Origin of the sequence: Pseudomonas sp. E6002 (assembly GCF_013385565.1) — a bacterium.
Taxonomy (GTDB): domain Bacteria; phylum Pseudomonadota; class Gammaproteobacteria; order Pseudomonadales; family Pseudomonadaceae; genus Aquipseudomonas.
Genome location: NZ_JACAPT010000018.1, coordinates 67,688 through 91,609 on the forward strand (window position 1 = coordinate 67,688; position 23,922 = coordinate 91,609).

Genomic DNA, 23,922 nt, shown 5'->3' on the forward strand with positions numbered 1-23,922 from the left:
CCGTTAAGGGGAAACCAGACGTAGCAGCCGGCCATGATAAACACTCCGGGCCTCGGGAAAAACCCGCGCACTCCAACAATCAGCATCTAGCGGTGCGCGATAACGGGCCAATTATGCATAAGGGCCACGCCATCGCGCTGATTTGAATCAAGCCTGGTTTTCCTGATCGGTGAACAAATCGGCGAACAGCATGCTCGACAGGTAGCGTTCACCGGAGTCCGGCAGCACCACGACGATGGTCTTGCCCTGCATTTCCGGCTTCTCCGCCAGTCGCACCGCCACGGCCATCGCCGCGCCGCAGGAGATACCACACAGAATCCCCTCCTCCTGCATCAGGCGCAACGCCATGGTCTTGGATTCTTCGTCGCTGACCAGTTCGACCCGGTCGACCATCGACAGGTCGAGGTTCTTCGGCACAAAACCGGCGCCGATACCCTGGATCTTGTGGGGGCTGGGCTTGATCTCTTCACCGGCCAGCGCCTGGGTAATCACCGGCGAACTGATCGGCTCGACCGCCACCGACAGGATCGGCTTGCCCTGGATGTTCTTGATATAGCGCGACACCCCGGTGATGGTGCCGCCAGTGCCCACGCCCGCTACCAGCACGTCCACCGCGCCATCAGTGTCATTCCAGATTTCCGGACCGGTGGTTTTCTCGTGGATCGCCGGGTTGGCCGGGTTTTCGAACTGGGCCGGCATAAAGTACTTGGCCGGGTCGCTGGCAAGGATTTCGCCGGCTTTTTCAATCGCGCCCTTCATGCCCTTGGCCGGCTCGGTCAACACCAGTTCGGCGCCGAGGGCCTTGAGCACCTTGCGGCGCTCGATGCTCATGGAGGCGGGCATGGTCAGCAACAGCTTGTAACCACGGGCGGCGGCAACAAATGCCAGGCCGATCCCGGTGTTGCCGGAAGTCGGCTCGACAATGGTCATGCCCGGCTTGAGTTTGCCGCTGCCTTCGGCATCCCAGATCATGTTTGCGCCAATCCGGCACTTCACCGAATACCCCGGGTTACGCCCTTCGATCTTGGCCAGGATAGTCACGCCACGCGGCGCGATACGGTTGATCTGAACCAGGGGCGTGTTACCGATGGAGTGCGCGTTGTCTGCAAAAATGCGGCTCATGACGGGTCCTTAAGGCAATTTCAGGAAGGCCCCAAGGGTATGCCTCGTGTTGCAAGGCGTCCAGTCAAGCGAACGTCCGGCGGCGCCAGCAGTCAATCGCCTACACGGATGGAGAATTTTCCTATGAAACGTCGCTACAGTTGGCCGCTCTGGACCCTCGTCGGGGTCGTGGTACTGCTGGTCGTCCTGGATATCGCCCTGCCCTATCTGGTGCGCAATTACCTGAATGACAAACTCGCCGACATGGGCGATTACCGCGGCCAGGTCACCGATGTCGACCTCGCACTGTGGCGCGGCGCCTATCGGATCAACGGCCTGCAGATCGTCAAGGTCGACGGCAAGGTGCCGGTACCGTTCGTCAAGGCGCCGGTGATCGACCTGTCAGTGAGCTGGCATTCGCTGTGGTACGACCACGCAGTGGTGGCCGAGGCACAGTTCATCAAGCCGGAGCTGAACTTCGTCGACGGCGGCACCAACAAGCAGGCATCCCAGACCGGTCAGGGCACCGACTGGCGGGCCCAACTGAGCAAACTGTTGCCGATCACCCTCAACGAGGTGCGCATCAACGACGGCAAGATCGCGTTCCATAACTTCAGTTCGAAACCGCCGGTCAATATGTACGCGACCCAGGTCAACGCCAGCTTCTACAACCTGACCAACGTGGTGGATGTCAAAGGCCAGCGCGACGCGCGCTTCGACGGCAAGGCGCTGTTCCTGGGCCAGGCACCGCTGGAAGCCACCGCCACGTTCGACCCCTTGAGCAATTTCGAAAACTTCGAATTCCGCTTCCGGGCCCGGGATATCGAACTCAAGCGCATGAATGACTTCGCCTCGGCCTACGGCAAGTTCGACTTCAATGCCGGCACCGGCGACCTGGTGGTGGAAGCCCAGGCCGAAAAAGGCCAGTTGACCGGCTACATCAAGCCTTTGCTGCGCAATGTCGAAGTGTTCAACTGGCAGCAGGATGTCGAGAACAAGGACAAGGGCATCTTTCGGTCGATCTGGGAGGCGGTGGTTGGCGTCAGCGAAACCGTGCTGAAGAACCAGCAGAAAAACCAGTTCGCCACCCGCGTGGAGCTCAGCGGCAACGTGCACCAGCAAGATATCAGCGCGTTCCAGGCGTTTTTGCAGATTTTGCGCAATGGTTTTGTCCAGGCCTTCAACGCCCGCTATGAACAACCCAAGCCCTCGACAGATTGATCTTCAACGTGACTGCCCATTCAGAGACTGAATAGCCCGTCTGCGTTCACAGTCGCCGGGGCTGCGCGGTATAGTCGGGCCAAGCTGATTACTCGCCCGCTTCGGTCCTGCACCGTTCGGCGTCACGTTCGAGGATTGATAGATGAAGTTCGAAGGCACCCAGGCCTACGTTGCCACCGATGACCTGAAACTGGCCGTCAACGCCGCCATCACATTGGAGCGGCCACTGCTGGTCAAGGGCGAACCGGGCACCGGCAAGACCATGCTCGCCGAGCAACTGGCCGAATCCTTTGGCGCCAAGCTGATCACCTGGCACATCAAGTCCACCACCAAGGCGCACCAGGGCCTGTACGAGTACGACGCGGTGAGCCGCCTGCGGGACTCGCAGCTGGGCGTGGACAAGGTGCACGACGTACGCAACTACCTGAAAAAGGGCAAGCTCTGGGAAGCCTTCGAGTCCGAGGAGCGGGTCATCCTGCTGATCGACGAAATCGACAAGGCCGACATCGAGTTCCCCAACGACCTGCTGCAAGAACTCGACAAGATGGAGTTCTACGTCTACGAAATCGACGAGACCATCAAGGCCAAGAAGCGCCCGATCATCATCATTACCTCCAACAACGAAAAAGAGCTGCCGGACGCGTTCCTGCGCCGCTGCTTCTTCCACTACATCGCCTTCCCGGACCGCACCACCCTGCAAAAGATCGTCGACGTGCACTACCCGGACATCAAGAAAGACCTGGTCAGCGAAGCCCTCGACGTATTCTTTGACGTGCGAAAAGTACCGGGCCTGAAGAAAAAACCGTCCACCTCCGAACTGGTGGACTGGCTGAAACTGCTGATGGCCGACAACATCGGCGAAGCGGTACTGCGCGAGCGCGACCCCACCAAGGCCATCCCGCCCCTGGCCGGTGCCCTGGTGAAGAACGAGCAGGACGTGCAGTTGCTGGAACGCCTGGCGTTCATGAGCCGTCGCGGTAACCGATAAGGGCGATTGCCATGCTGCTCAACCTGTTCAATGAAATGCGTGCAGCCAAGGTGCCGGTGTCGGTGCGTGAGCTGCTGGACCTGATCAACGCGCTGAAACAGCGCGTGACCTTCGCCGACATGGACGAGTTCTACTACCTGGCCCGGGCGATCCTGGTGAAGGACGAACGGCATTTCGACAAGTTCGACCGGGCCTTCGGCGCCTACTTCAATGGCCTGGAAAAACTCGATGATCACCTGCAGGCGCTGATCCCCGAAGACTGGCTGCGCAAGGAATTCGAACGCTCGCTGACCGACGAAGAGCGCGCACAGATCCAGTCCCTCGGCGGCCTCGACAAGCTCATCGAAGAATTCAAGAAACGTCTCGAAGAACAGAAAGAACGCCACGCCGGCGGCAACAAGTGGATCGGCACCGGCGGTACCAGCCCCTTCGGCTCCGGCGGCTTCAACCCCGAAGGCATTCGCGTGGGGGATGCCGGCAAGCGCCAGGGCAAGGCGGTCAAGGTCTGGGACCAGCGCGAGTACAAGAACCTCGATGATTCGGTGGAACTGGGCACGCGCAACATCAAGATCGCCCTGCGCCGCCTGCGCAAGTTCGCACGCCAGGGTGCGGCGGAAGAGCTCGACATTGACGGCACCATCGACCATACGGCCCGCGATGCCGGGCTGCTGAATATCCAGATGCGCCCGGAGCGGCGCAACACCATCAAGCTGTTGCTGCTGTTCGACATCGGCGGCTCGATGGATGCCCATGTGAAGACTTGCGAAGAGTTGTTCTCGGCGTGCAAGACCGAGTTCAAGCACCTGGAGTATTTCTACTTCCACAATTTCATTTATGAATCGGTGTGGAAGAACAACATGCGCCGGGGCTCGGAACGCACCTCGACCCAGGATTTGCTGCACAAGTACGGTGCCGACTACAAAGTGATCTTTATCGGCGATGCGGCCATGGCGCCGTATGAAATCACCCAGGCCGGCGGCAGCGTCGAGCACTGGAATGAAGAGCCCGGGTATGTGTGGATGCAGCGGTTCATGGAGAAGTACAAGAAGCTGATCTGGATTAATCCGTACCCGAAAGATACCTGGGGCTATACGGCGTCCACCGGGATTGTCCGGGATTTGATCGAAGACCAGATGTTTCCGTTGACGTTGCGTGGGCTTGAGGAAGGGATGCGCTTTTTGTCGAAGTAATCTGTTTCCCAGACAACCACCATCAAATGTGGGAGCGGGCTTGCTCGCGAAGGCGGTGTATCAGCCAATATATTCGGTGACTGACACTGCGCTTTCGCGAGCAAGCCCGCTCCCACATTTTGTCCTGCGGCGGTCTTTAGTTTCTGGCAAGGTACTGCAAATACTCCACTTGCTGGCGATGCGCCGTTTCCTGCACCACCGGCGCCAACCTCACCTTCTTCCCCGGCAAGCACTGCGCCAGCCGCGCCAACGCCAATGGCGTCAACGCGCCCAATCGTGGGTAGCCGCCAATGGTCTGCCGGTCATTGAGCAACACAATCGGCTGCCCGTCCGGCGGCACCTGGATCGCCCCCAGCGGGATGCCTTCCGAGATCAGCGACGGCCCCTGATACTCCAGCGGCGTGCCAAGCAAGCGCATGCCCATGCGGTCGGCACGGCTGTCGAGGGTCCACTCGCTGTTGAACACATCAAACAGACTCTGCCCGCCAAACTGACCGATCTGCGCCCCGAGGATCACCTCCAGTGGCGCCTTGGAATCCAGCTTCGGCAATTGCCCGGCGGACAACACCTGCATCGCACCGCCCACGCCCGAATAGGTCAATTGCGCACCTTCGGCCAGTGACCGGCCAAAGCCATCCAGCCCGCCCAGTTCTTCACGTCCCACCGTGGCGCAGCTGCCCAGCACCTGCGGCGCATCAAACCCGCCCGGCGCTGCCAGGTAAGCCCGCGCACCGCTGAAAGGCTGGGTAAAACGCAAGCGCTGGCCTTTTTGCAGAATAAAGCTGCGCCCCGGGCTGATCGCGCGCTCGTCGACATACGCGCCCAAGTCCGCCCCGGCCAGCGCCAGCAGGCAATAGTCCTCGGCCTGCACGGTGAAGCCACCCAAGGTGATTTCCACCACCGGCGCATCCAGGGCATTGCCCAGCAACCAATTGGCCCACGACATCGACACCCAATCCAGCGCGCCGCCCTGGGTCACGCCCAAATGCCTGACGCCAAAACGTCCGGCGTCCTGCAACAGGCACAGCGGCGTGCTGGCCTCAATCAGCAAGCGGCTCATGCCTGCGCCTCCAACGGCGTATCATCACCGCCCAGGTTGATGAATTCGCGATGGCTGACCGCTTCGTAGCGCACGGTATCCCCCGGCTGCATCAGGCTGTAGCCCTCGCGTTCACGGTCAAACAGCTTGGCCGGCGTGCGGCCAATCAGGTTCCAGCCACCTGGCGAGACCACCGGATAAGCCGCCGTCTGCCGCTCGGCGATGCCCACGCTGCCCGCCGCCACCCGCTTGCGCGGGGTGTTGAGCCGCGGTGTCGCGAGCTGTTCATCCACCAGCCCCATAAAGGCAAACCCCGGGGCGAAGCCCAAGGCGAATACCTGGTACTCATGCTGGCTGTGACGGCGAATCACCTCCTCCACTGCCAGGCCACTGCGCTGCGCCAGCAACGCCAACTCCGGGCCGACACTCAGGTCATACCAGACCGGCAACACATGACATTGCCCGCTGCCCTTGGGTTCGGGCTGCAATTCCTTGAGCGCCTGGTCGATCAACGCCCGTGCCTGGCCAGGGTCCAGCGCCAGCAGGTCGTAGTGCACCATCAGGGTCGTGTAGGACGGCACCAGGTCCACCAGCGCCGGGCCAAAACCTTCGCGCAAACGGCGGGTGGCGGCGAGCATCCAGGGCATGTTGTCTTCGGCGATCACCTCAAACAGGCGCACCATCAGGCAGTCGATGGCCACCACTTCAATCCGTGGCTTCATGCTGGGGTCAACGCCTCGCGGATGCGCTGCACGGCAGCCACTGAGCTGGCGTTATCGCCATGCACGCACAAGGTATTGGCTTGCAGGTGCAACGGACTGCCATCACTGGCGACCAACTGTTCTCCCCGGGCGATGATCAAGGCCTGCTGGATGATCTTTTCCGGGTCATGATGCACCGCGCCCGGCAACTGGCGGGAGACCAGATGGCCGGCGCTGTCGTAGGCACGGTCGGCAAAGGCTTCGAACCACAGGGTCACGCCATATTCGTCACCCAAGGCCTGGGCGGCGCTGTTGTCACGGGTGGCCATCAGCATCAATGGCAGGCTGGCGTCGTAGGCCGCGACGGCCTGGATCACCGCTCGCAATTGCGCAGGCTTGGCCATCATGTCGTTGTACATCGCGCCATGGGGTTTGACGTAGCTGACCCGCCCGCCCTGGGCCCGGCAAATACCGTCGAGGGCGCCGACCTGGTAGTGCAACAGGTCCTGGATTTCCTGCGGGGTGTAGGCCATGGAGCGGCGGCCGAAACCCTGCAGGTCCTGGTACGCCGGGTGCGCGCCCACCTGCACGCCATGCTCGAAGGCCAGGCTGACGGTCTTGCGCATGATGCTCGGGTCGCCGGCGTGGAAACCGCAGGCTACGTTGGCGCAATCAATGAACGGCATGACTTCGGCGTCCAGACCCAAGGTCCAGTTGCCAAAGCTTTCGCCGATGTCGCAGTTCAATAGCAGGCGGCTCACGGTAGGGCTCCTGTAGGCTTTATTTTTTTGTAGTGTGGGATCTTTTACCAAGATCTCGCAACGATGTTGTCCCGAGCCCCAACGACGCTTATCGTGAGACAGCTCGATTTTTGGCGGTTGCGGCACGCTGCGTCCAACTAATAAAAAACAATCCATGCATAAGAAAAGTTGATCCCATGAATTTGAAGTTCCTCGAAACCTTCGTCTGGGTGGCCAAGCTCAAGAGCTTTCGCCTCACGGCAGAGAAGCTGTTCACCACCCAGGCCTCGATCTCCAGCCGCATCGCCGTGCTGGAAAGCGAGTTGGGGGTGAAGCTGTTCCTGCGCGATTCCCGAGGTGTGAGCCTGACGCCGGAAGGCTTGAAGGTGCTCGATTATGCCGAGCAGATGATGGCGACCATGCAAGGGCTCAAGCAGTCCCTGGAAACCACCAGCAGCAAGGTCGGGCGTATCCGCATCGGAGTGATGGACACGGTGATCCACACTTGGCTGAGCGCGCTGGTGGCAGAACTGACGGACAACTTTCCGCGGGTAGAAATCGAGTTGGTCGCCGATACCGCGCTGAACCTCAGCGATCAGTTGCAAAAAGGCTTTCTCGACCTGATCCTGCAAACCGACCTGCTGCGCCAGGAAACCTTGCGCAGCCTGGAACTGGCCAGCCACCCCATGGGCTGGATCGTCGCCAGCCACTCGATCTACAACCGCGACTACGCGTCCCTCGCCGAACTGGCCCAGGAGCGCATCATCACCTACTCGAAAAACTCCTGTCCGCACCAGGACGTGCTCAGCCTGATGCAGGCTAACGGCGTATCCGCCCCACGGATGAACTGTGTGAACTCGGTGTCAGCGATCACCCGCCTGCTGCGGGACGGGTTCGGGATTGGTGCGTTCCCGCCCGTATTGGTCAGTGAAGAGCTGGCACGAGGTGAATTGACCATGCTGCCCATGGAACAACGGCCGCCGAACCTGCAGGTGGTGGTGTCGTGGCGAGTGGGCGTGGAGTTGGTGGAGGAGATTGTGGCGCTGTGCCAGAGCGTGGTGCAGCAGTATGCGCAGAAAGTGGGCGAGGACTTGATGGTGTTGAGCAAACCCATGCCACTGAAGGAACCGATTTAAAACTGTGGGAGCGGGCTTGCGCGCGAATGCGGTGTGCCAGCCACCCCATATGTCACTGACGCACCGCATTCGCGAGCAAGCCCGCTCCCACAATTTGACCGCGTCAGCCTTTAAAGCCCCTTGAGGTCCCGCTCTTCAATCGGTCGGCTCTGGCGCAGGCGCTTGCCGCCCAACACCACCCAGTCGATCAGGCGGAACAGGCACTCGATGCCGAACGACAACAACATCGCCCCGCCCAGGCCCCAGCCCATGGCTTCCGGGGTCAGCAACAGCATGTAGCTGTAGCCGTTCCAGGTTTCCTGGCGAATCGCCGGGTCGGCGGCCACCGCCACTTGCAGCGCGCGGATGTACCACGGGCCCTGCATCGCCTGGAACTGCTTATCCAGCGCTGCCTGGCGGTCGAGCAAGGTGCCCAGGCTGTTGGCATCGCTGCGAAACACCGGGTCGTCACTGACACGGTAATGGGCCACCAGCGCCTGCAAGTCACCGTTGAAGAACTGTTGCGCCGTGGCATCGAAGCCGCGCAAGCCGGTCTGGGCTTCGATCAAGTGGGCTTCGACGCGCTTGGCGTAGTCGCTGATAAACCCCGGCACCTGCACACCGACCAACAGCCCCACGGCAAACAACACCAGTCGCAAATAGCTGAGCAACATATTCGACGTCCTTATTCCGTTTTACCTTGGCTGACACATTCGCCGCGCCGCCACAGGCTCCACTGGCCCGGTTCGTAGCGGGTCCAGGTCTCGTTTTCGGTCAGGGGTTCGGTGGCAATTACCGTCACCACGTCATTGGGGGTGGTTTCGGCCTGAAAATCGACGATCACGTCGACATCTTTCAACCGTGCAGGGCCAAATGGCGCACGCCGGGTGATCTGTGCCAGTTTGGTCGAGCAATAGCAGAACAGCCAGTCACCGTCGCTCAGCAGGCAGTTGAACACGCCCTTGCTGCGGTATTCGCTGCAGGCGGCGATCAGGTCCGGCAGCACCTGTTCGATGTCCACCGGTTCCGGGAACGCTTCACGGACTCGGTTGAGCAAATCGCAGAACGCCGCTTCGCTGTCGGTATCGCCCACCGGGCGGTAGAACGTGGCGCGGGGGTTGAAGTCCGCCAGTTGACCGTTATGCGCAAAGCACCAGTTACGGCCCCACAGTTCACGGACGAACGGATGGGTATTGGACAGGCACACCTTGCCCACATTGGCCTGGCGGATATGGCCAATCACCACTTCACTCTTGATGGGATAACGCTGCACCAGCAGCGCGACTTCCGATTCGCTGCTGGCCGCCGGGTCCTGGAACAACCGCAGGCCACGGCCCTCGTAGAAGGCGATGCCCCAACCGTCGCGGTGGGGCCCGGTACGTCCGCCGCGCTGCATCAGCCCGGTGAAGCTGAAGACGATATCGGTCGGTACGTTGGCACTCATGCCCAATAATTCACACATGCCAGGCTTCTCGATACAGGGCGTACAACGTTAAAGGCGCGGTTCGACCCGCATACCGCTGACAGGTGCCGGGCGACCGTAACGCTCATCGGCGAAGGGTTCGTCGTCATCCTCCGGCTCGGCAGCAGCGGCTGCCGCAGCGGCGGCCTTCTGCTCACGACGAACCCTGGCGGCACGCTCGATGGGCCAGCGGATCAGCACGAACACCAGGTACACGCCGAACGCGATCATGCAATACATGAACAGATCGGAAATCGCCCGCCAGGCGTTGTTGCCGACCTTGAGCACCAGGTCCAGGGCGGTGATGGCCACGGCCGGGGCGAACTGGGTCTTCACCGGGTCGACGATGGTCGGGCTGAACAGCAGCACCGCCACCAGCAACCGCAGTGGCTCGCGCAGCCAGCGCCACATCCAGCGGGTCATGGCAAACCACACCAACAGGCAACCCAGGGCTGCGAAGGCGTAGAGGCCCCAAGCGATCAGATAGTCGTTCTCGGTCATGGTGTCCATGGCAAGGTAGGCAAACAGGCCGCTATGATAACGGCTTTTCAGTGCCGAGGCTGCAATGCCGTCGGCCAACCGCCAGACAGAGAGTGATCCATGCCCCCATCGACCCACATCACTGCCGCCCCGATCGCCCGCAAGGCCCCAGGCACCGACCCGTATGCCTGGCTGCAAGCGCGTGACAGCGCCGAGGTGCTCGATTACCTCAAGGCGGAAAATGCCTGGCAAGAAGCACAATTGTCCGACCAGCAGGCGCTGCGCGAGACCCTGTTCGAGGAGATCAAGGGCCGCATTCTCGAAACCGACCTGTCCCTGCCCTCGCCCTGGGGCCCGTACCTGTATTACACCCGCACCACCGCCGGCGACGAATACGCCCGCCACTACCGCTGCCCGCGCCCGGCGGACGACAGCCAACAGGTCGACGAAAGCGCGGAAGAGCTGCTGCTGGACCCGAACGTACTGGCCAATGGCGGCTTTTTCTCCCTCGGCGCCTTCAGCATCAGCCCGGACCACCAGCGCCTGGCCTACAGCCTGGATACCAGCGGCGAAGAGATCTACACCCTCTACGTGAAGGAATTGGCCACCGGCAAGGTCAGCGAACTGGAGTTTGAAGACTGCGATGGCAGCATGACCTGGGCCAACGACAGCCTGACCCTGTTCTTCACCGAACTGGACGACACCCATCGCCCGCACAAGCTGTATCGCTATCGCCTGGACGGCACTGCCGCCGAAGAAGTGTTCCACGAGCCTGACGGACGTTTCTTCCTGCACTGCTACCGCTCCAGCTCCGAGCGTCAGTTGCTGCTGGCCCTGGGCAGCAAGACCACCAGCGAGATCTGGGCCCTGGACGCCGAAAAGCCGCAGCAGGCGTTTACCTGCATGGCGCCACGGGTCGAAGGCCATGAATATGACGTCGACCACGGCAAGCTGGACGACCAGTGGACCTGGTTTATCCGCAGCAACCGTGACGGCATCAACTTTGCGCTGTTCCAGGCGGCCGACACCGGCAGTGTGCCGACCCAGGACGACTGGCTGAACCTGATCCCCCACGACGACGCGGTAATGCTCGATGGCGTAAGCCTCAATGCCCGGGCCATGACCCTGAGCCTGCGGATCGGCGGCCTGCCGATCATCGAAGTGCACCCACAGAGGCAAGCCGCTTATCGCGTGGAGTTACCGGACGCGGCCTACAGCCTCTATGTGCAAAACAGCCTGGAATTTGCCAGCGACAAGATCCGTCTGCGCTATGAGGCGCTGAACCGCCCGGCCCAGGTTCGTCAGCTGGAACTGGCCGGCGGCGCACAACAAGTGCTCAAGGAAACCCCGGTGCTGGGCGTGTTCAACGCCGACGACTACGTCAGCCAACGCCTGTGGGCAACGTCGGCCGATGGCACTCAGGTGCCGATCAGTCTTGTCGTCCGACGCGATCAGTTGGGTAAGCCGACGCCCCTGTATCTGTACGGCTACGGCGCCTACGGCCACAGCCTCGACCCGTGGTTCTCCCACGCCCGCCTGAGCCTGCTGGACCGTGGCGTGGCCTTCGCCATTGCCCATGTACGCGGCGGCGGCGAACTGGGTGAGGCCTGGTATCGCGGCGGCAAGCAGGAGCACAAGCAAAACACCTTCAGCGACTTTATCGCCTGCGCCCAACACTTGATCGCCCAGGGCCTGACCACCTCCAAGCAACTGGCCATCAGCGGCGGCAGCGCCGGTGGCCTGTTGATCGGCGCGGTGCTCAATCAACGCCCGGAGCTGTTCCAGGCGGCGATTGCCGAAGTGCCGTTCGTCGATGTGCTCAACACCATGCTCGACCCCGAGTTGCCGCTGACCATCACCGAGTACGACGAATGGGGCAACCCGCAGGAGCCCGAGGTGTATGAGCGGATCAAGGCGTACGCACCGTACGAAAACGTCAGCGCCCAGGCCTATCCGGCCACGCTGGTGATCGCCGGCTACAACGACAGCCGCGTGCAGTATTGGGAAGCGGCGAAGTGGGTGGCCAAGCTGCGCGACACCAGGACCGACGACAACCTGTTGCTGCTCAAGACCGAGCTGGGCGCCGGCCACGGCGGCATGAGTGGTCGTTACCAGGGATTACGTGACGTAGCACTCGAATATGCATTTGTTTTCAAGGCGCTGGGGCTGATTTAAGGAACTCCGCCTGGCGGGCCGGTCTGAACACTTGACCGCCGGGCGCGCCCTGCACGATTTATGGACAAAGACTGTAAGCCTCATGCCAGAACCGACCTTACTCAATAACGAAATCCGCGACATGCTGATGGATTGCGGCCTGTTCGACCCGTTGCTGCCGGAAGACTTCCACGTAGCGGCGGGCTATTTCAACATCAGCAGCATCGCCCGCGATGAGGTGATTTTCCTCGAGGGCGACGCGGGCACCTTCATGTGCATCATTCACTCAGGCCAGGTGGCGGTGCAGAAGACCAACCATGCAGGCCAGCGCCTGACGATCGCCACCTTGCGCAGCGGGCGGACCTTTGGCGAGATGGCTGTGCTGGACGGCGAGCGCCGCTCCGCCAGCTGTGTGGCGGCCAGCGATTGCGTGCTGTTGAACCTGGGCAAGGATTCCCTGGAAAAGATGCTCAACGATGCACCGAAAATCGCGGCCAAGATCATTCGTGCAATTGCTATCGCCCTGTCCAGGCGCCTGCGCATGGCGGACGGGCAATTGCTGTCCCAGCAGTTTTAGCCGCCTGGGGTCTTGGGCTTGATGTCGTTTTGCTGCAAGCCGGGGATCGTCTGGTCCTTCGGCGGCGCGGGCAGCACGATCGGCGCCAACAATGGCTCACCGCTGCCGGCCGCCTTTGGCGTTGCCGGTGGCGTGACTTGCGGGTAAGGCGTGGGCGTTGCAGTACCCGGTGAACCCGCCGTGGGCGCGGGGGTAATCGGCACGGTTTGCGACTCCTGAGCCTGGGCCACACCGCCAAGGGCGAGCGCGCTCCACACAATGACCGTTAGAATGCTGCACTTCATCGATGGCTCCATGGCCTGACCGTAAAGTCGTAAGGCTACTCCCAACCGCGCAAGAATGCCCTTCCCAATGAGATTTCCATGAAACGTTTCGTTCTGCTGGACACCACTCCGATCCCCGACAACGGCGGTGCCTTGTGCCTGTTCGAATACGGTGAGGATTTTGTCATCAAGATTCAGGGCGGTGACGGTGGCCAGTTGATGAACACGCGCATGCACGGTTCCGAGGATGCGCTGGCGGAGATTCCGTGCCGCAAAGTCGCCGGCCGGCCCGGCTCCAGGGTGTTGATTGGCGGCCTGGGCATGGGTTTTACCCTGGCGGCAGCGCTCAAGCATTTGGGCAAGACTGCCGAAGTGGTGGTTGCCGAGCTGGTGCCCGGCGTGGTCGAGTGGAATCGCGGGCCCCTGGGGGAAAAGTCCGGCCGCCCGCTGCTGGACCCGCGCACCGTGATCCGTATGGAAGACGTGGCCAAGGTGCTGCAGGCCGAGCCCCAGGGGTTTGACGCGATCATGCTGGACGTCGACAACGGCCCCGAAGGCCTGACGCAAAAAGCCAACAGCTGGCTGTATTCCGCCGGTGGCCTAAGCGCCTGCGCCAAGGCGCTACGGCCCAAGGGCGTGCTGGCGGTGTGGTCGGCCAGCGCCGACAAGCAGTTCAGCGACAAACTGCGCAAGGCCGGCTTCAAGGCCGAGGAAGTGCAAGTGTTTGCCCATGGCAACAAGGGCACGCGGCATACCATCTGGATTGCCGAGAAACTCAAGGGCTGAAACAGCCGCCTGAATTCACTGCGCGGGTCGTAGGTCAGATCGACCGGCGCAGTCGATTCAAATGCCTCAAGCCTTCCAGCACCAACACCACCACCGCCAGCCAGATCGGCAGGTAGGTCATCCATTGGCCCGGTTTGAGGGCGTCTCCCAGCATCAGCGACACGGCCACCAGCAGCACCGGTTCCGCGTAACTGAGCAAACCGAACAGGCTGAACGGCAACAGCCGGCTGGCCAGGATGTAGGAATAACCCGCCGCCGCGCTGACCAACCCCATGAGTGGCACCAGCCAATAGAGCGCCGGGCGCTGCGCCAGGGTCTCGTTGATGGGCTCACTACCGAGGACGAACCACAGCGCGACCGGAATCATCAGCATCATGTCCAGCCACAGCCCGCCGAGGTTGTCGGTGCCACAACGCCTGCGCAGCACGAAATACAGCGGATAACCGACGCACACCACCAGGGTGGTCCAGGAGAACCCGCCCGTGCGATACAGCTCGTTGGCCACGCCCACCGCCGCCAGCGCAGCGGCAATTTTTTGCAGATGGGAAAGGCGTTCGCCGTAAACGATGCGCCCGGTGATGACCATGGTCAGCGGTAACAGGAAATAGCCCAGCGACACATCCAGGCCGTGGCCATTGAGGGGCGCCCACATGAAGATCCACAACTGCACACCCACCAGGGCACTGGTGAGCACGACACAGGGCAGCAACGCGGGTTTCTCCCGCAGACGCTTGTAGATCAACGGCACCCACTTCCAATCCCCGGACAGGCACAGCAGCAACGTCATGAAGGGCAAGGAGATGAGCATTCGCCAGCCAAATATCTGCTGGCCATTCAAGGGTTCAAGAAGGGACGTAAAGAAATACAGCACACCAAACAGGAAGGAAGCGGAAACCGCCAGAACAACGCCTTTAGACACAACAGCCTCTACAAAAAATTGCATGTATTCAATTGAAGCAGGCCGTTGCATTCACGCAGTGTGAATGTCAGTGAGATGAACATCAGAAGCTTATTAACGGGCACCATAAACTTACAACTTGCACAGGACACCTATCCCGAATCTTCAAGTTATAACAACAGGGTAACGCGTCGATCTTTTATTATTTGCACGACGATCATCAGACACTTCAACCACCCGACTTCGGTTATTGGAAGCAGTACGCTCTGGATGAGCGCTTCTGATTTGAAACGCCACAACGTCAACCACGGCGGTTGATATCGTGAAAGGAAAGCCCGGCTTGCGGGAAACTGACAGTCGCCAGGAAAGACCTGACGTATTGACTACCTGACGCCACCACAGAACACACTAACGGCAGTAGGCCAAGAGGCGCCACATTAAACAAACTGGCAAAGTTAGTCCAACACTTTATCACCCTGAAGCCAATTAAATGCCCCACGGCATTTAAATCGATATCCGCCGGATCTTTACTGTATATTAAGCCGTTATACGCCCGACAGAAACAGCACAAGGCCGCCCCTGCCGGTTCGTCACTTAGTTACTTCTACTGTCGATAACGTAGGGCACTTTCTTCTTGAACGTATCGTTCAGTTCTTTGCGGTCAAGTGACGTGAAGCCGCCCAACTGCCGGGCGCTGAAGCCGCTGTCCCCTACCGGTGCCTCGGGCGCCAGGCTGACCATGCGCTTGGCTACCGCCTCGATTGCCTTTTCATACCCGCCTTGCTTGTTCAGGTTGAACGCGCCGAGGTCAATCTGCGTGCGCAACCACCCTCCCCAGTAAAACTCCAGGAATTCCGGCACCACCTCACCAGAGGTCGGCTTGCCGTAGGACGCCTTGCGGGAGAAGTAAACCAGGCTGCGGAACATATCGTCGCCGAGGTCCTTGAAGCCCAGGTGTGCCGGAATTTGCTCAGGTGTGATGGTCTTGCCCTGGCCGTCCTTGAGCCAGACCTTGCGGCCCTGCTCCATGCGTTTCCAGAAAGTCGCCAGGTCGGGACTGTCGCTGAAGTTATCGGTGACCCGCACCCACATCTTCAGTTTGGCGCCGGCACCTGGCTGCTCCCACAAGGTACTGAACGAGTGGTGGCCGTCGGTGAGGTACAACTGGCCAGCGGGACCGACCACCACGGTTTTCATATCCGCCGGGTGAGCGCCTACCGGGTCTTTGCAGGTGAAGCTGCCCGGCTTATGCAGATCGGCATCTTCAGGCACCTTGTCGACACCGCCCTGGCCGTTGGTTTCACAGTATTCGTCGAACACTTTTTTGGGCGACTCGGCAAATACCCCCAGCTTGTAATGGATCTGATCAAAACCGATGACGGCCTGGGTCGGGTGGAGCTGCTCCAGCGCCACATCGATCACCTCGCCTGGCTGGGGCGTGGAAAACGCCTGGACCTGAACACTGACGGCGCACAACAGCAGCGCCCACAACCATGAATGCATCCGCATGAGTACCGCTCCTTATGAATTCAGTTCGTCGATACTACAAACAATCCCCCTCACCGGCATGACTGCGCCTGAAAAAGCCGGAGGTTTATTAGCCCGCAAGCAGCTAGAATCAACGCTATCCGTGATCCACTAAAAGACAGGAGCCATGATGAGCTCGACCAACCCGCCCTCCCACACCGCCAAGCTGGATCGCATCCTCGCCGATGCCCAGCGCGACCGGGAAATGGGCTACCGCGACAAAGCCCTGAAGATGTACCCCCACGTGTGTGGCCGCTGCGCCCGTGAATTCGCCGGCAAGCGCCTGAGCGAACTGACCGTGCACCACCGCAACCACAACCATGACGACAACCCCCAGGACGGCTCCAACTGGGAGTTGCTGTGCCTGTATTGCCACGACAACGAACACTCCCGTTATACCGACCAGCAGTATTTCGGCGAAGGCTCCACCAGCAGCCCGACGATCGCCAAGGCGACGCACAACCCGTTTGCAGCGTTGGCCGGGTTGATGAAGAAAGACGACTGAAGCGATGTAATGAACGACCTGCTGTGGGAGATGGCTCGCAGTGGGAGAAGGCTTGTTGTGGCGAGGGAGCTTGCTCCCGCTGGGCTGCGTAGCGGCCCCACGTTTTTTGGGAGCGCTTCGCACTCCAGCGGGAGCAAGCTCCCTCGCCACAGTGTTGCAACACGTGCCGCTCAAACTGACCGCCTTTCGAGCAATCCCCGTATAATCGCGGTTTTTCTTGAAGGCACCCTTTCCCGTGGGCAATAAACGCTACAGCTGCATCGGTCTGTACAACCCCAAATCCCCCGAAAACGTCGGCTCGGTGATGCGCGCCGCCGGCTGCTACGGCGTGGCCTCGGTGTTCTACACCGGCAAGCGCTATGAGCGGGCCCGGGACTTTATTACCGACACCAAGAAGGTCCACCACGACATTCCGCTGATCGGTATCGACGACCTGAAAAAGATCCTGCCCCTGGGCTGCATCCCCGTCGCCGTCGAGCTGGTGGAAGGCGCCCGCCCTCTCCCCGAATACACCCATCCGGACCGTGCGCTGTATATCTTCGGCCCGGAAGACGGCTCCCTCGACAAAGAGATTCGCGACTGGTGTGAAGACGTGATCTACATCCCGACCACCGGTTGCATGAACCTCGCCGCCACCGTCAACGTGGTGCTTTACGACCGTCTGGCCAAGGGCAACAACACCCGTTCGGGCCCCAAATACTGATTTTTTGGGAACATCCGCGGCCTGTGTGCAGTCAGCTGCATATCAATCAGCCCTTGTTGGAGACAGATCATGAGCGACAGCAAAACCCTGCGACCCGTTATCCGGTCCACCCCGTTCGAGCCCCAACCCACGCAAAACGTCCAGGGCTGGGAACGCATCGGCTCCCTGGCTGGCGGTGTGGTGATGATGGGCAAAGGCCTGCGCCGTGGCGGCTTTTTCGGTTTGATCCAGGTGGCGATTGGCGGCGTAGCGCTGGCACGCGGGATCAGCGGGCATAGCTCGGCGAAAGAGTTGCTGGAGCGCAGCCGCCAGGAAATGAACAGCGTGCGAACCAAGATCGAACGCGCCGGTGAGGAACTGAAAAACCTCAAGACCAAGGCTGAAGTGGCGGCTGAAAACGCCAGCAAAACTGTGGGTTAACCCGATCAAAAGTGGGAGCGGGCTTGCTCGCTCCCACCTTGGTTTCAGTGCAGCAGTTTGGTATCGAGTACTACCGACGACTCGCCAATAATGCTCTCCCCCAGCTGCACAAATTCCTTTGTGCTGATGCTGTTCAGGCGCATCACCGCCTGGGTCAAATCATCCAGCGAACGCTTGTTGTGGGTTTTCACACGAATCTCGCGGTCCAGCTCCTGCAACAACACCACCGCCCGTGACACGGTCGCGCTACTGGCGTGCTCGACCCGCAGGGTGGTCACGTCCTTGCCTTCGCTGGCCAGCCGGGCCTGCAGGGCGGCATAACGATCGTCGCTGATCCCCCCTGCGCGGCGCATCAGCTCAATGGCGTAGTACTGCGCCAAGCCCTCGCTGATCCAGTCGCTGCCCTGGTGGTCGTTGAAGCGGCCGATAGCCTGCACCACTTCACGGATCAACGGGCTGCTGCCGTTCTCGCTGACCAACGGCGTACGGCTGTTGAGGTAGATCGAGTCCCGCGCCGAATACGCACCGCGGCGCATCGGGTCACTGGCGCCCACCACCAGCAATTTCGCCGGGTGCCGTGGGAATGCCGCTTGCACTTGCGGCCAGACAAACGTCAGCAAGGTCAGCACATCCATGCGATGCATGCCTTGCCCTTTGGGCGACGCCACGGTGATTTCGGTTTCCCCCAGGCGCATCCTGCGACTGCCCAGCGTACCCGCGAGCATCCAGCCGGTGGGCCGGTCAAACAGGCGGGAAACGTTATCGATGCGGAATTTGTTCTTGCCGATGCGCGGCCAGGACGTCTCGACGCTTTTCCAGCCGGCAGGCAGTTCAAACACCAGGCGCGACACCAGTTCAATGCCGTCCTGTTGATCCAGACGTGCAGTGGGCACCAGGTCCTCGCCGCGAAACAGCGCCCAACTCGGGGTCATCCGCGCTTCATAGACGCCTTTCTTGCGCGCGTGGGTGAGGCGTACACGGTAGGTCAGGCTGGCCTTGTCGGCACTCGGTTGCCACAGGCCGCGGCTGTCACCCGGGGTATTGCCCGGCAACACTTGCCACTGGCCATCGGCCTTGAAGTCGCTGTAGTCGCCGTCGCGGCCCAGGTCGAAGTTGAGGCTGCGCACCGCCGAGCCCTGGGACAGGCTCAGGCGCACTTCTGCCTGATCACTTTGGGGCAATAGCTTGACGTGATAGTCCAGGTCAACTTTCTTCGCCGCCCACGCCGGCGCACTCAATACCAACAACAGCAGGCTCGCCGCCAGCCTGGCTCCAACCGTCATACACACTCCTTCTCAGCCTGCACGAAAAATCAGGTAATCCTCCCAGTCATCCTCGGGCACGCTGCCTTCGCTGAGCATGCGCCCGGACTGGGAAATGCGTTCCTGGTGCACAGCGTCGCGATCGCCGCAGACCAGGTGGTGCCACAGCGGCAAGTCCTTGCGCTCGCTGACCAGCCGGTAACCGCAGGTGGGCGGCAGCCATTTGAACTGGTCGGCCTGGCCCGGAGTGAGCTGGATGCAATCGGGCACCGAGGCGCGACGGTTGGGGTAATCGGTGCACTGGCAGGTTTTCAGGTCCAGCAGTTTGCAGGCGATGCGCGTGTAGTAGACGCTGTTGTCGTCTTCATCCTCGAGCTTTTGCAGGCAGCACAGGCCGCAGCCGTCGCACAACGACTCCCACTCATCCTGGTCGAGTTGTTCGAGGGTTTTGCGGATCCAGAAAGGTTCGACTTTGGCGGCCATGGCTCTACATCAATATCGGTATGTTAAAAGGCCGCCAGTCTAGTGCCCATGGCCCCCGGGGCCAAGCGCTTACGACTGTCGGTAGAACAAGACTTGTCAGCCACCCGGCGGCGAAGTAGCTTTGAACCCCGGTTTTTCATCAGGATCAGCCCAATGAGCAGCAACCCACGCGTCGCCGACTATCCGATCCACCCACAATTCACCGACCGCTGGTCGCCGCGCGCCTTCACCGGCGAAAGCATCCCGGTGGACACCCTGTTGAGCTTCTTCGAAGCCGCGCGCTGGTCACCTTCGGCCTACAACTCGCAGCCATGGCGTTTTCTCTATGCGCGCCGCGACACGCCGAACTGGGAACGTTTCCTGGGCCTGCTGAACGAATTCAACCGTGGCTGGGCGCAGCATGCCTCGGCCCTGGTGATCGTCGCGTCGAAGACGACCTTTGCCGTGCCTGGTGCCACCGAAGAAACCCCGGCCCTGTGGCATACCTTTGACACCGGCTCGGCCTGGGGCCACCTGGCGCTGCAAGCCAGCCTCAGCGGCTGGCACACCCACGGCATGGCCGGTTTCGACCAGGAACTGACCCGCAAGGAACTGAAGATTCCTGAAGGTTACGCCCTGCACGCTGCGGTGGCGATTGGCAAGCTCGGCGACAAATCGACCCTGGCCGACTACCTGCAAGCCCGGGAAACCCCGAGCCCGCGTCGTCCATTGAACGAGCTGGTGTCCGAAGGCGACTTCAACCACCAGGACTGAACACGCTCTGGCAGTCGTTGACGGTCACGTCAAAACCCTGCTGCTGCGATCACAGCAGGGTACACCGGCCACAAGTGCAGCTACGCCTTGGCGATCAGCGCGTAATAGGCCCTGCGCAGCTCGTCTCGATCACGCTTGTACATACTGGCGAGAAACGGTGTCATGTCTTCAAGACCGTTTGCGTTCAAGTCCACTGGATAGATTTTATTATCCCTCGCTGAATACAGGAAATTACTTAACTGCAGATCGTTGTGGTAAAGATTTTTCTGTTCCATGCGCCGAAATGCGTCATCCAGTAAAAGCCTGGCCTCTGGGGGCAAACTTCCCCTTGCCAGGGTATTTACATCCACCCCGTCCAGCTTGCCCATTTTCAAATAACGGCGACCATTTTCAAATATCGTGGTTGCAAAGCCGTCACCGTAATAGCTGTTCAGGCACAGGGTCTCGTTATCGACAAAGTCGTCGGCAGAAGTCATGGATGAAGGGCCATAGTCCTTATAGACACTTTTCCCGTCGAGACTGTCGTAGATCGTCCCCTCACCGCCCCCGCCAATTTCCGGCCCCAGGTCTGATGCCACAGAAGGCCGGTTACCGCCGCGTGCCCCCAGGCGCTGCCATTGGTCCCCCTGAAGGTGCTGCACCAGCAGCGGCGTTTGCCGGTTGTTGTGATAAATCTGCGCCTGTACGGCACCGTCGGCGGTGCGAGTCACTTGCCGCACTTCGTAGACCGCAGTGTTGCCGGCAGTATCGGTATGGCGGATGTGGGACAAGTGACCGTCCGCCGCCACATAGATCCCCTGACTGTTGCGCGCAAGCCCGGCTATTTTCGATTCGGCCACGCTGTAGTCGCCAAGCAACCGGTTGTTCAGGGCGCTGCCCGGCTCGGCAGGCGTGGTGATGATCGCCCCATCCATCGCACTCGTTTTTGCGGTGAAGCCTTCAAGAGGGCTGCCGTAAGGCCGCATCCTGTCCACATCAAACGCATACCATCGACCGTTCTGGAGTACCGCGCCTCCATCAACGCTTTGCCCGGCGACCTTGAAGGTACCCGTCGCTGCTGCGTCATAGTGTTTACTGGCAGCCTTCAACAGGTCATAGCTGCCGCTCGCGCCCCTGAGCTTGTTGACCACCTCTGCACCCGTGGCGCGTACAAAGTTGGCGCCTTTGCCCAGCAATCGGGCACCGCCCGCGACCAGTTCGCTGAAGCCATCCAATGGGTTGAATGCTTGAATGGCAGCCACACCGATGACTTTTGCCACTTGAATGGCCTTGGCGGCGGCGCTCGCGACCTTGGCTCCCGCCTTCGTGACTTTCGCCGCCACACCCGCGCCCGCCGTGACAAAACCAAAGACATCCAGCGCCAGGTCACTGGCCCCTTCCAGGTGGTTGCCCCTGGAAAAATTCACGATGGCTGACCTGAGCGGAATCAGGTCAAGAAAAAAGTGGGTGACGTTCCACTCGGTTGCCATTTGTTTATCGAACGAGGTGACACCCCGGGCATAGGTTTTTATGTCATCACTGTCGAGATCAAGATGCTCAACAAAAGCATCGGCGATGTGCTGGGTTCGCGCACTGGAAAAACTGGGGGGCGGCGTTGACAAGCCGTCCTGGCTCTTTTGGCCAAGGGCAGCCTCGCTCACGGTCTTGGGCTTGAAGGGCTCCGTCTTGAACTCCTTGTTGGCCTGCCGCTCGCGTTTTGTTGTTAACTCCGAGGCCGGCACCGACTTGATTGCACCTGCGTTCAAATCAATTTCATAAACGGTGTTGCCATTTCTTCCGGTGGCCTTGACCCACAGTTTGTTTTCCGCGCCCTGGCGTTTTTTAGAGGTGAAGTCGAGGCCCAGTTCATAAGTGTTTCTCTGAAAAAACTCGAGCTTTGCAAACTCCAGGTTTTCCCGGTCAACCAAGGGCAGTGTTGCGACAAGGTGCCTGATGACGCTGCGAACCCCTTGCTGGCGAGAAGTGATTGCTTGTTCAAATTCTTCGTTGAAGATTTTGTTCACGCTGAAATCCAGGCTCTTGCCTTTGATTGCCTCGGCAATGCTCGAGTCCCTGGTTTCCCATGGGTATTGGCCAAGTCCGCTCATGGCGATGTCCAACAACGAGAAAAGCCCGCCGGGCGCCCGGTTCGGATCATAAAGTGGTTGGGCTGACGGTTGTTTCGAGTCAACGACCTTCAGTCGTTTCTCTTCAAAAGGTACGTGTTCGCCAAACCGCTCCTTCAAATGGGCCAACGCAATGTCTTTACGGCTTGGAATCTCGGCTTCCAACAAACCGGTAGCCGCAAGCGTCGACTTCAGTTGTGCGTTGAATGCCGTCCTTGCACGGTCTATCTCATCGTCGCTGTAACGATCACCTGGCTGGCATGTGACGATCCCGTTGACCACGGCCCAGTCCACCAATGCCGCCTTTTGTGCATGTTCGGCGGCGGCTCGATTCGTCAGGATCGCGTTTTCCGCGCTGGACATGACTTGGGCAAAGGTCATGTGCGCCACCTTTCCGGGGAACTGCGCCTCTATGGCCGCCGCTGCGACCGCGAGGCTTACCCAGGCCGGGCTGCCGTAGGTCACGCGGTCGGGGATGTCCTTGATCAAAAACTCGGGCGCCTTTCGTGCCAGTAACAAATAGGCGCCGGCCTTGGCCATCTCGGGACTGGTCTTGTGATTTTCGTGCAGGTAAGTGCTCAGGCGCTCGAGCACTGTCGAAGCCGGCTTGCCCCAATGGGCTTGTTGGGCGAGGTCGAAACCCGCCACGCGGTTACGGTGCGGCGCCGTGATGGACTCCGGGTCAAGCAGCAGATGGATCGCACTCAGTGCGTACTCGTTCACGCTGGTCTCGGAGGCGGCGCCCCCAAGCTGGTCCTGTATGGCTTGCCCCAGTGCCTGCCCGCGGGTGGAGCTGACGAGGGTTTCGAGTGCCTTGGCAGGATCAGCCAATGCCTCGCCCGACAACGGCTGGTTCGCGTTCAGATATTCCAGTACACCCACGCTTGCGCCGATGTGCGGTGCATTGGGGTTCTGGCTGCCATGGTCGGTAGCCGCCGCCAGTACCCTGCGTTGTTCAGCGGCGCTCATGGGAACAGGCCAGGACAACCCGCCGCCAAAATTGCCGAGCGGATGCTCCAGTGCCCTGTCACTCACAGCGTGGGCATGACCGGTCAGCTGAAAATGATTGGTGGGCAACCCCAAGCCGATACTTCTGAGAAAGGTCTCTACCGTCGCCGCTTTACCCGCCTGGGTCGGGTAGGACGAGTCGGGGTGTATTTGCATCGGTGTCGTTTGCAGCGCGGCCAGCACCGCTTGAGGGCTGGCATTCACGCCAAGACGGCTGGCGATTTCGTTGAGCTTCTGGCCCAGTGTCCGCAGATTCTCGCGGTCGCCCAACGCCGCGGTGAGACCGGATTGCCGGGGGACTGGGGCGAGGGCCTGCGTATCGCGATCGGCCGTAGCACCCAGAGCAGAGGGCAATAGAGGGAGCGCCGCCGGCTCGGTAGAAAGCAGGGAAAGTTGCGGAGTTACCCGTGGAGGGAGAGACACAGTGCCAGCATTCAACAT

Annotated in this window: 24 protein-coding genes; 11 read left to right on the forward strand and 13 right to left on the reverse strand. The window is 60.6% G+C overall.

The annotated features are described in order from the left end of the window. Positions 1–147 precede the first annotated feature (147 nt). Complete coding sequence (gene cysK, locus HX815_RS15645) at positions 148–1,122, reverse strand: cysteine synthase A (RefSeq protein ID WP_177028540.1); 975 nt, start codon at positions 1,120–1,122, stop codon at positions 148–150. 123 nt (positions 1,123–1,245) lie between these two features. On the opposite strand from cysK, the gene HX815_RS15650 reads away from it, so the two are divergent. From HX815_RS15650 to HX815_RS15660, 3 genes are all read left to right on the forward strand, one after another. Continuing rightward, the gene (locus HX815_RS15650; RefSeq protein WP_134325912.1) at positions 1,246–2,322 is read left to right on the forward strand and encodes a DUF748 domain-containing protein; all 1,077 of its coding nucleotides are present in this window, start codon (positions 1,246–1,248) and stop codon (positions 2,320–2,322) included. A gap of 142 nt (positions 2,323–2,464) precedes the next feature. Further along, positions 2,465–3,310, forward strand: a complete 846-nt coding sequence (locus HX815_RS15655; RefSeq protein WP_003210690.1) for a MoxR family ATPase — start codon at positions 2,465–2,467, stop codon at positions 3,308–3,310. A gap of 11 nt (positions 3,311–3,321) precedes the next feature. After that, the gene (locus HX815_RS15660; RefSeq protein ID WP_003210689.1) at positions 3,322–4,500 is read left to right on the forward strand and encodes a VWA domain-containing protein; all 1,179 of its coding nucleotides are present in this window, start codon (positions 3,322–3,324) and stop codon (positions 4,498–4,500) included. A 136-nt stretch (positions 4,501–4,636) separates the two neighbouring features. Here the strand turns inward: HX815_RS15660 and HX815_RS15665 are convergent, their stop codons facing one another. The 3 genes from HX815_RS15665 to HX815_RS15675 are packed head-to-tail and all read right to left on the reverse strand — an operon-like array spanning position 4,637 to position 7,001. Beyond that, positions 4,637–5,560: a biotin-dependent carboxyltransferase family protein gene (locus HX815_RS15665; RefSeq protein ID WP_177028541.1), complete on the reverse strand. Its 924-nt coding sequence runs from the start codon at positions 5,558–5,560 to the stop codon at positions 4,637–4,639. After that, a complete protein-coding gene (gene pxpB, locus HX815_RS15670; RefSeq protein ID WP_177028542.1) occupies positions 5,557–6,261 on the reverse strand; it encodes a 5-oxoprolinase subunit PxpB in 705 nt (234 codons plus the stop codon). Before pxpB ends, HX815_RS15665 begins: the two co-directional genes overlap by 4 nt. After that, the gene (locus tag HX815_RS15675) at positions 6,258–7,001 is read right to left on the reverse strand and encodes a 5-oxoprolinase subunit PxpA (protein WP_087692567.1); all 744 of its coding nucleotides are present in this window, start codon (positions 6,999–7,001) and stop codon (positions 6,258–6,260) included. The genes pxpB and HX815_RS15675 overlap by 4 nt, the downstream gene beginning before the upstream one ends. Before the next feature lie 176 nt (positions 7,002–7,177). Between HX815_RS15675 and HX815_RS15680 the strand changes: the two genes are divergently transcribed. After that, on the forward strand, positions 7,178–8,116 hold the full coding sequence (locus HX815_RS15680; RefSeq protein WP_008437943.1) for a LysR family transcriptional regulator: 939 nt from the start codon (positions 7,178–7,180) through the stop codon (positions 8,114–8,116). Between the two features lie 110 nt (positions 8,117–8,226). Here HX815_RS15680 and HX815_RS15685 read toward each other — a convergent pair whose 3' ends face one another. The 3 genes from HX815_RS15685 to HX815_RS15695 are packed head-to-tail and all read right to left on the reverse strand — an operon-like array spanning position 8,227 to position 10,136. After that, positions 8,227–8,769, reverse strand: a complete 543-nt coding sequence (locus HX815_RS15685; protein WP_177028543.1) for a DUF2937 family protein — start codon at positions 8,767–8,769, stop codon at positions 8,227–8,229. A gap of 11 nt (positions 8,770–8,780) precedes the next feature. Beyond that, entirely contained in the window at positions 8,781–9,557 is a 777-nt protein-coding gene (locus tag HX815_RS15690; protein WP_003210683.1) for a class II glutamine amidotransferase, read from the reverse strand. Positions 9,558–9,587: 30 nt separating this feature from the next. Beyond that, positions 9,588–10,136: a hypothetical protein gene (locus tag HX815_RS15695; RefSeq protein ID WP_003210682.1), complete on the reverse strand. Its 549-nt coding sequence runs from the start codon at positions 10,134–10,136 to the stop codon at positions 9,588–9,590. 21 nt (positions 10,137–10,157) lie between these two features. On the opposite strand from HX815_RS15695, the gene HX815_RS15700 reads away from it, so the two are divergent. Then, entirely contained in the window at positions 10,158–12,212 is a 2,055-nt protein-coding gene (locus tag HX815_RS15700; RefSeq protein ID WP_177028544.1) for a S9 family peptidase, read from the forward strand. Positions 12,213–12,294: 82 nt separating this feature from the next. Then, positions 12,295–12,768, forward strand: coding sequence for a cyclic nucleotide-binding domain-containing protein (locus HX815_RS15705; RefSeq protein ID WP_003210680.1), 474 nt, complete (start codon positions 12,295–12,297; stop codon positions 12,766–12,768). Here HX815_RS15705 and HX815_RS15710 read toward each other — a convergent pair. Continuing rightward, on the reverse strand, positions 12,765–13,052 hold the full coding sequence (locus tag HX815_RS15710) for a hypothetical protein (RefSeq protein ID WP_003210679.1): 288 nt from the start codon (positions 13,050–13,052) through the stop codon (positions 12,765–12,767). The two genes, HX815_RS15705 and HX815_RS15710, sit on opposite strands and share 4 nt — an antisense overlap. 78 nt (positions 13,053–13,130) lie before the next feature. Here HX815_RS15710 and HX815_RS15715 point away from each other — a divergent pair, with 78 nt between their 5' ends. After that, positions 13,131–13,817 (forward strand): spermidine synthase, encoded by a 687-nt coding sequence (locus HX815_RS15715; protein ID WP_063032534.1) that lies wholly within the window; start codon positions 13,131–13,133, stop codon positions 13,815–13,817. A 34-nt stretch (positions 13,818–13,851) separates the two neighbouring features. On the opposite strand, the gene rarD is transcribed toward HX815_RS15715, so the two are convergent. Both rarD and HX815_RS15725 read right to left on the reverse strand, forming a co-directional pair. Next, entirely contained in the window at positions 13,852–14,736 is an 885-nt protein-coding gene (gene rarD, locus HX815_RS15720; protein WP_023659097.1) for an EamA family transporter RarD, read from the reverse strand. Between the two features lie 573 nt (positions 14,737–15,309). Beyond that, positions 15,310–16,224 (reverse strand): ParB/Srx family N-terminal domain-containing protein, encoded by a 915-nt coding sequence (locus HX815_RS15725; RefSeq protein WP_003210676.1) that lies wholly within the window; start codon positions 16,222–16,224, stop codon positions 15,310–15,312. A gap of 148 nt (positions 16,225–16,372) precedes the next feature. On the opposite strand from HX815_RS15725, the gene HX815_RS15730 reads away from it, so the two are divergent. From HX815_RS15730 to HX815_RS15740, 3 genes are all read left to right on the forward strand, one after another. After that, complete coding sequence (locus HX815_RS15730; RefSeq protein ID WP_003210675.1) at positions 16,373–16,747, forward strand: YajD family HNH nuclease; 375 nt, start codon at positions 16,373–16,375, stop codon at positions 16,745–16,747. A gap of 235 nt (positions 16,748–16,982) precedes the next feature. Next, positions 16,983–17,450 (forward strand): RNA methyltransferase, encoded by a 468-nt coding sequence (locus tag HX815_RS15735; RefSeq protein WP_003210674.1) that lies wholly within the window; start codon positions 16,983–16,985, stop codon positions 17,448–17,450. Positions 17,451–17,519: 69 nt separating this feature from the next. Beyond that, on the forward strand, positions 17,520–17,870 hold the full coding sequence (locus HX815_RS15740) for a DUF2892 domain-containing protein (RefSeq protein WP_003210673.1): 351 nt from the start codon (positions 17,520–17,522) through the stop codon (positions 17,868–17,870). A gap of 44 nt (positions 17,871–17,914) precedes the next feature. On the opposite strand, the gene HX815_RS15745 is transcribed toward HX815_RS15740, so the two are convergent. Further along, the gene (locus HX815_RS15745) at positions 17,915–19,153 is read right to left on the reverse strand and encodes a hypothetical protein (protein WP_087692570.1); all 1,239 of its coding nucleotides are present in this window, start codon (positions 19,151–19,153) and stop codon (positions 17,915–17,917) included. A gap of 12 nt (positions 19,154–19,165) precedes the next feature. After that, positions 19,166–19,615 (reverse strand): YcgN family cysteine cluster protein, encoded by a 450-nt coding sequence (locus HX815_RS15750; protein ID WP_003210671.1) that lies wholly within the window; start codon positions 19,613–19,615, stop codon positions 19,166–19,168. A 153-nt stretch (positions 19,616–19,768) separates the two neighbouring features. Here HX815_RS15750 and HX815_RS15755 point away from each other — a divergent pair, with 153 nt between their 5' ends. Further along, a complete protein-coding gene (locus HX815_RS15755; protein ID WP_008437924.1) occupies positions 19,769–20,368 on the forward strand; it encodes a nitroreductase family protein in 600 nt (199 codons plus the stop codon). Between the two features lie 80 nt (positions 20,369–20,448). Here the strand turns inward: HX815_RS15755 and HX815_RS15760 are convergent, their stop codons facing one another. Further along, positions 20,449–23,922 (reverse strand): hypothetical protein, encoded by a 3,474-nt coding sequence (locus HX815_RS15760; protein ID WP_177028545.1) that lies wholly within the window; start codon positions 23,920–23,922, stop codon positions 20,449–20,451.

Coding starts and splice junctions, on each gene's coding strand:
- cysK (WP_177028540.1), bottom strand. CDS start 1,122: ATGAGCCGCATTTTTGCAGACAACGCGCACTCCATCGGTAACACGCCC.
- HX815_RS15650 (WP_134325912.1), top strand. CDS start 1,246: ATGAAACGTCGCTACAGTTGGCCGCTCTGGACCCTCGTCGGGGTCGTG.
- HX815_RS15655 (WP_003210690.1), top strand. CDS start 2,465: ATGAAGTTCGAAGGCACCCAGGCCTACGTTGCCACCGATGACCTGAAA.
- HX815_RS15660 (WP_003210689.1), top strand. CDS start 3,322: ATGCTGCTCAACCTGTTCAATGAAATGCGTGCAGCCAAGGTGCCGGTG.
- HX815_RS15665 (WP_177028541.1), bottom strand. CDS start 5,560: ATGAGCCGCTTGCTGATTGAGGCCAGCACGCCGCTGTGCCTGTTGCAG.
- pxpB (WP_177028542.1), bottom strand. CDS start 6,261: ATGAAGCCACGGATTGAAGTGGTGGCCATCGACTGCCTGATGGTGCGC.
- HX815_RS15680 (WP_008437943.1), top strand. CDS start 7,178: ATGAATTTGAAGTTCCTCGAAACCTTCGTCTGGGTGGCCAAGCTCAAG.
- HX815_RS15685 (WP_177028543.1), bottom strand. CDS start 8,769: ATGTTGCTCAGCTATTTGCGACTGGTGTTGTTTGCCGTGGGGCTGTTG.
- HX815_RS15690 (WP_003210683.1), bottom strand. CDS start 9,557: ATGTGTGAATTATTGGGCATGAGTGCCAACGTACCGACCGATATCGTC.
- HX815_RS15700 (WP_177028544.1), top strand. CDS start 10,158: ATGCCCCCATCGACCCACATCACTGCCGCCCCGATCGCCCGCAAGGCC.
- HX815_RS15705 (WP_003210680.1), top strand. CDS start 12,295: ATGCCAGAACCGACCTTACTCAATAACGAAATCCGCGACATGCTGATG.
- HX815_RS15710 (WP_003210679.1), bottom strand. CDS start 13,052: ATGAAGTGCAGCATTCTAACGGTCATTGTGTGGAGCGCGCTCGCCCTT.
- HX815_RS15715 (WP_063032534.1), top strand. CDS start 13,131: ATGAAACGTTTCGTTCTGCTGGACACCACTCCGATCCCCGACAACGGC.
- HX815_RS15725 (WP_003210676.1), bottom strand. CDS start 16,224: ATGCGGATGCATTCATGGTTGTGGGCGCTGCTGTTGTGCGCCGTCAGT.
- HX815_RS15730 (WP_003210675.1), top strand. CDS start 16,373: ATGAGCTCGACCAACCCGCCCTCCCACACCGCCAAGCTGGATCGCATC.
- HX815_RS15740 (WP_003210673.1), top strand. CDS start 17,520: ATGAGCGACAGCAAAACCCTGCGACCCGTTATCCGGTCCACCCCGTTC.
- HX815_RS15745 (WP_087692570.1), bottom strand. CDS start 19,153: ATGACGGTTGGAGCCAGGCTGGCGGCGAGCCTGCTGTTGTTGGTATTG.
- HX815_RS15750 (WP_003210671.1), bottom strand. CDS start 19,615: ATGGCCGCCAAAGTCGAACCTTTCTGGATCCGCAAAACCCTCGAACAA.
- HX815_RS15755 (WP_008437924.1), top strand. CDS start 19,769: ATGAGCAGCAACCCACGCGTCGCCGACTATCCGATCCACCCACAATTC.
- HX815_RS15760 (WP_177028545.1), bottom strand. CDS start 23,922: ATGTTGAATGCTGGCACTGTGTCTCTCCCTCCACGGGTAACTCCGCAA.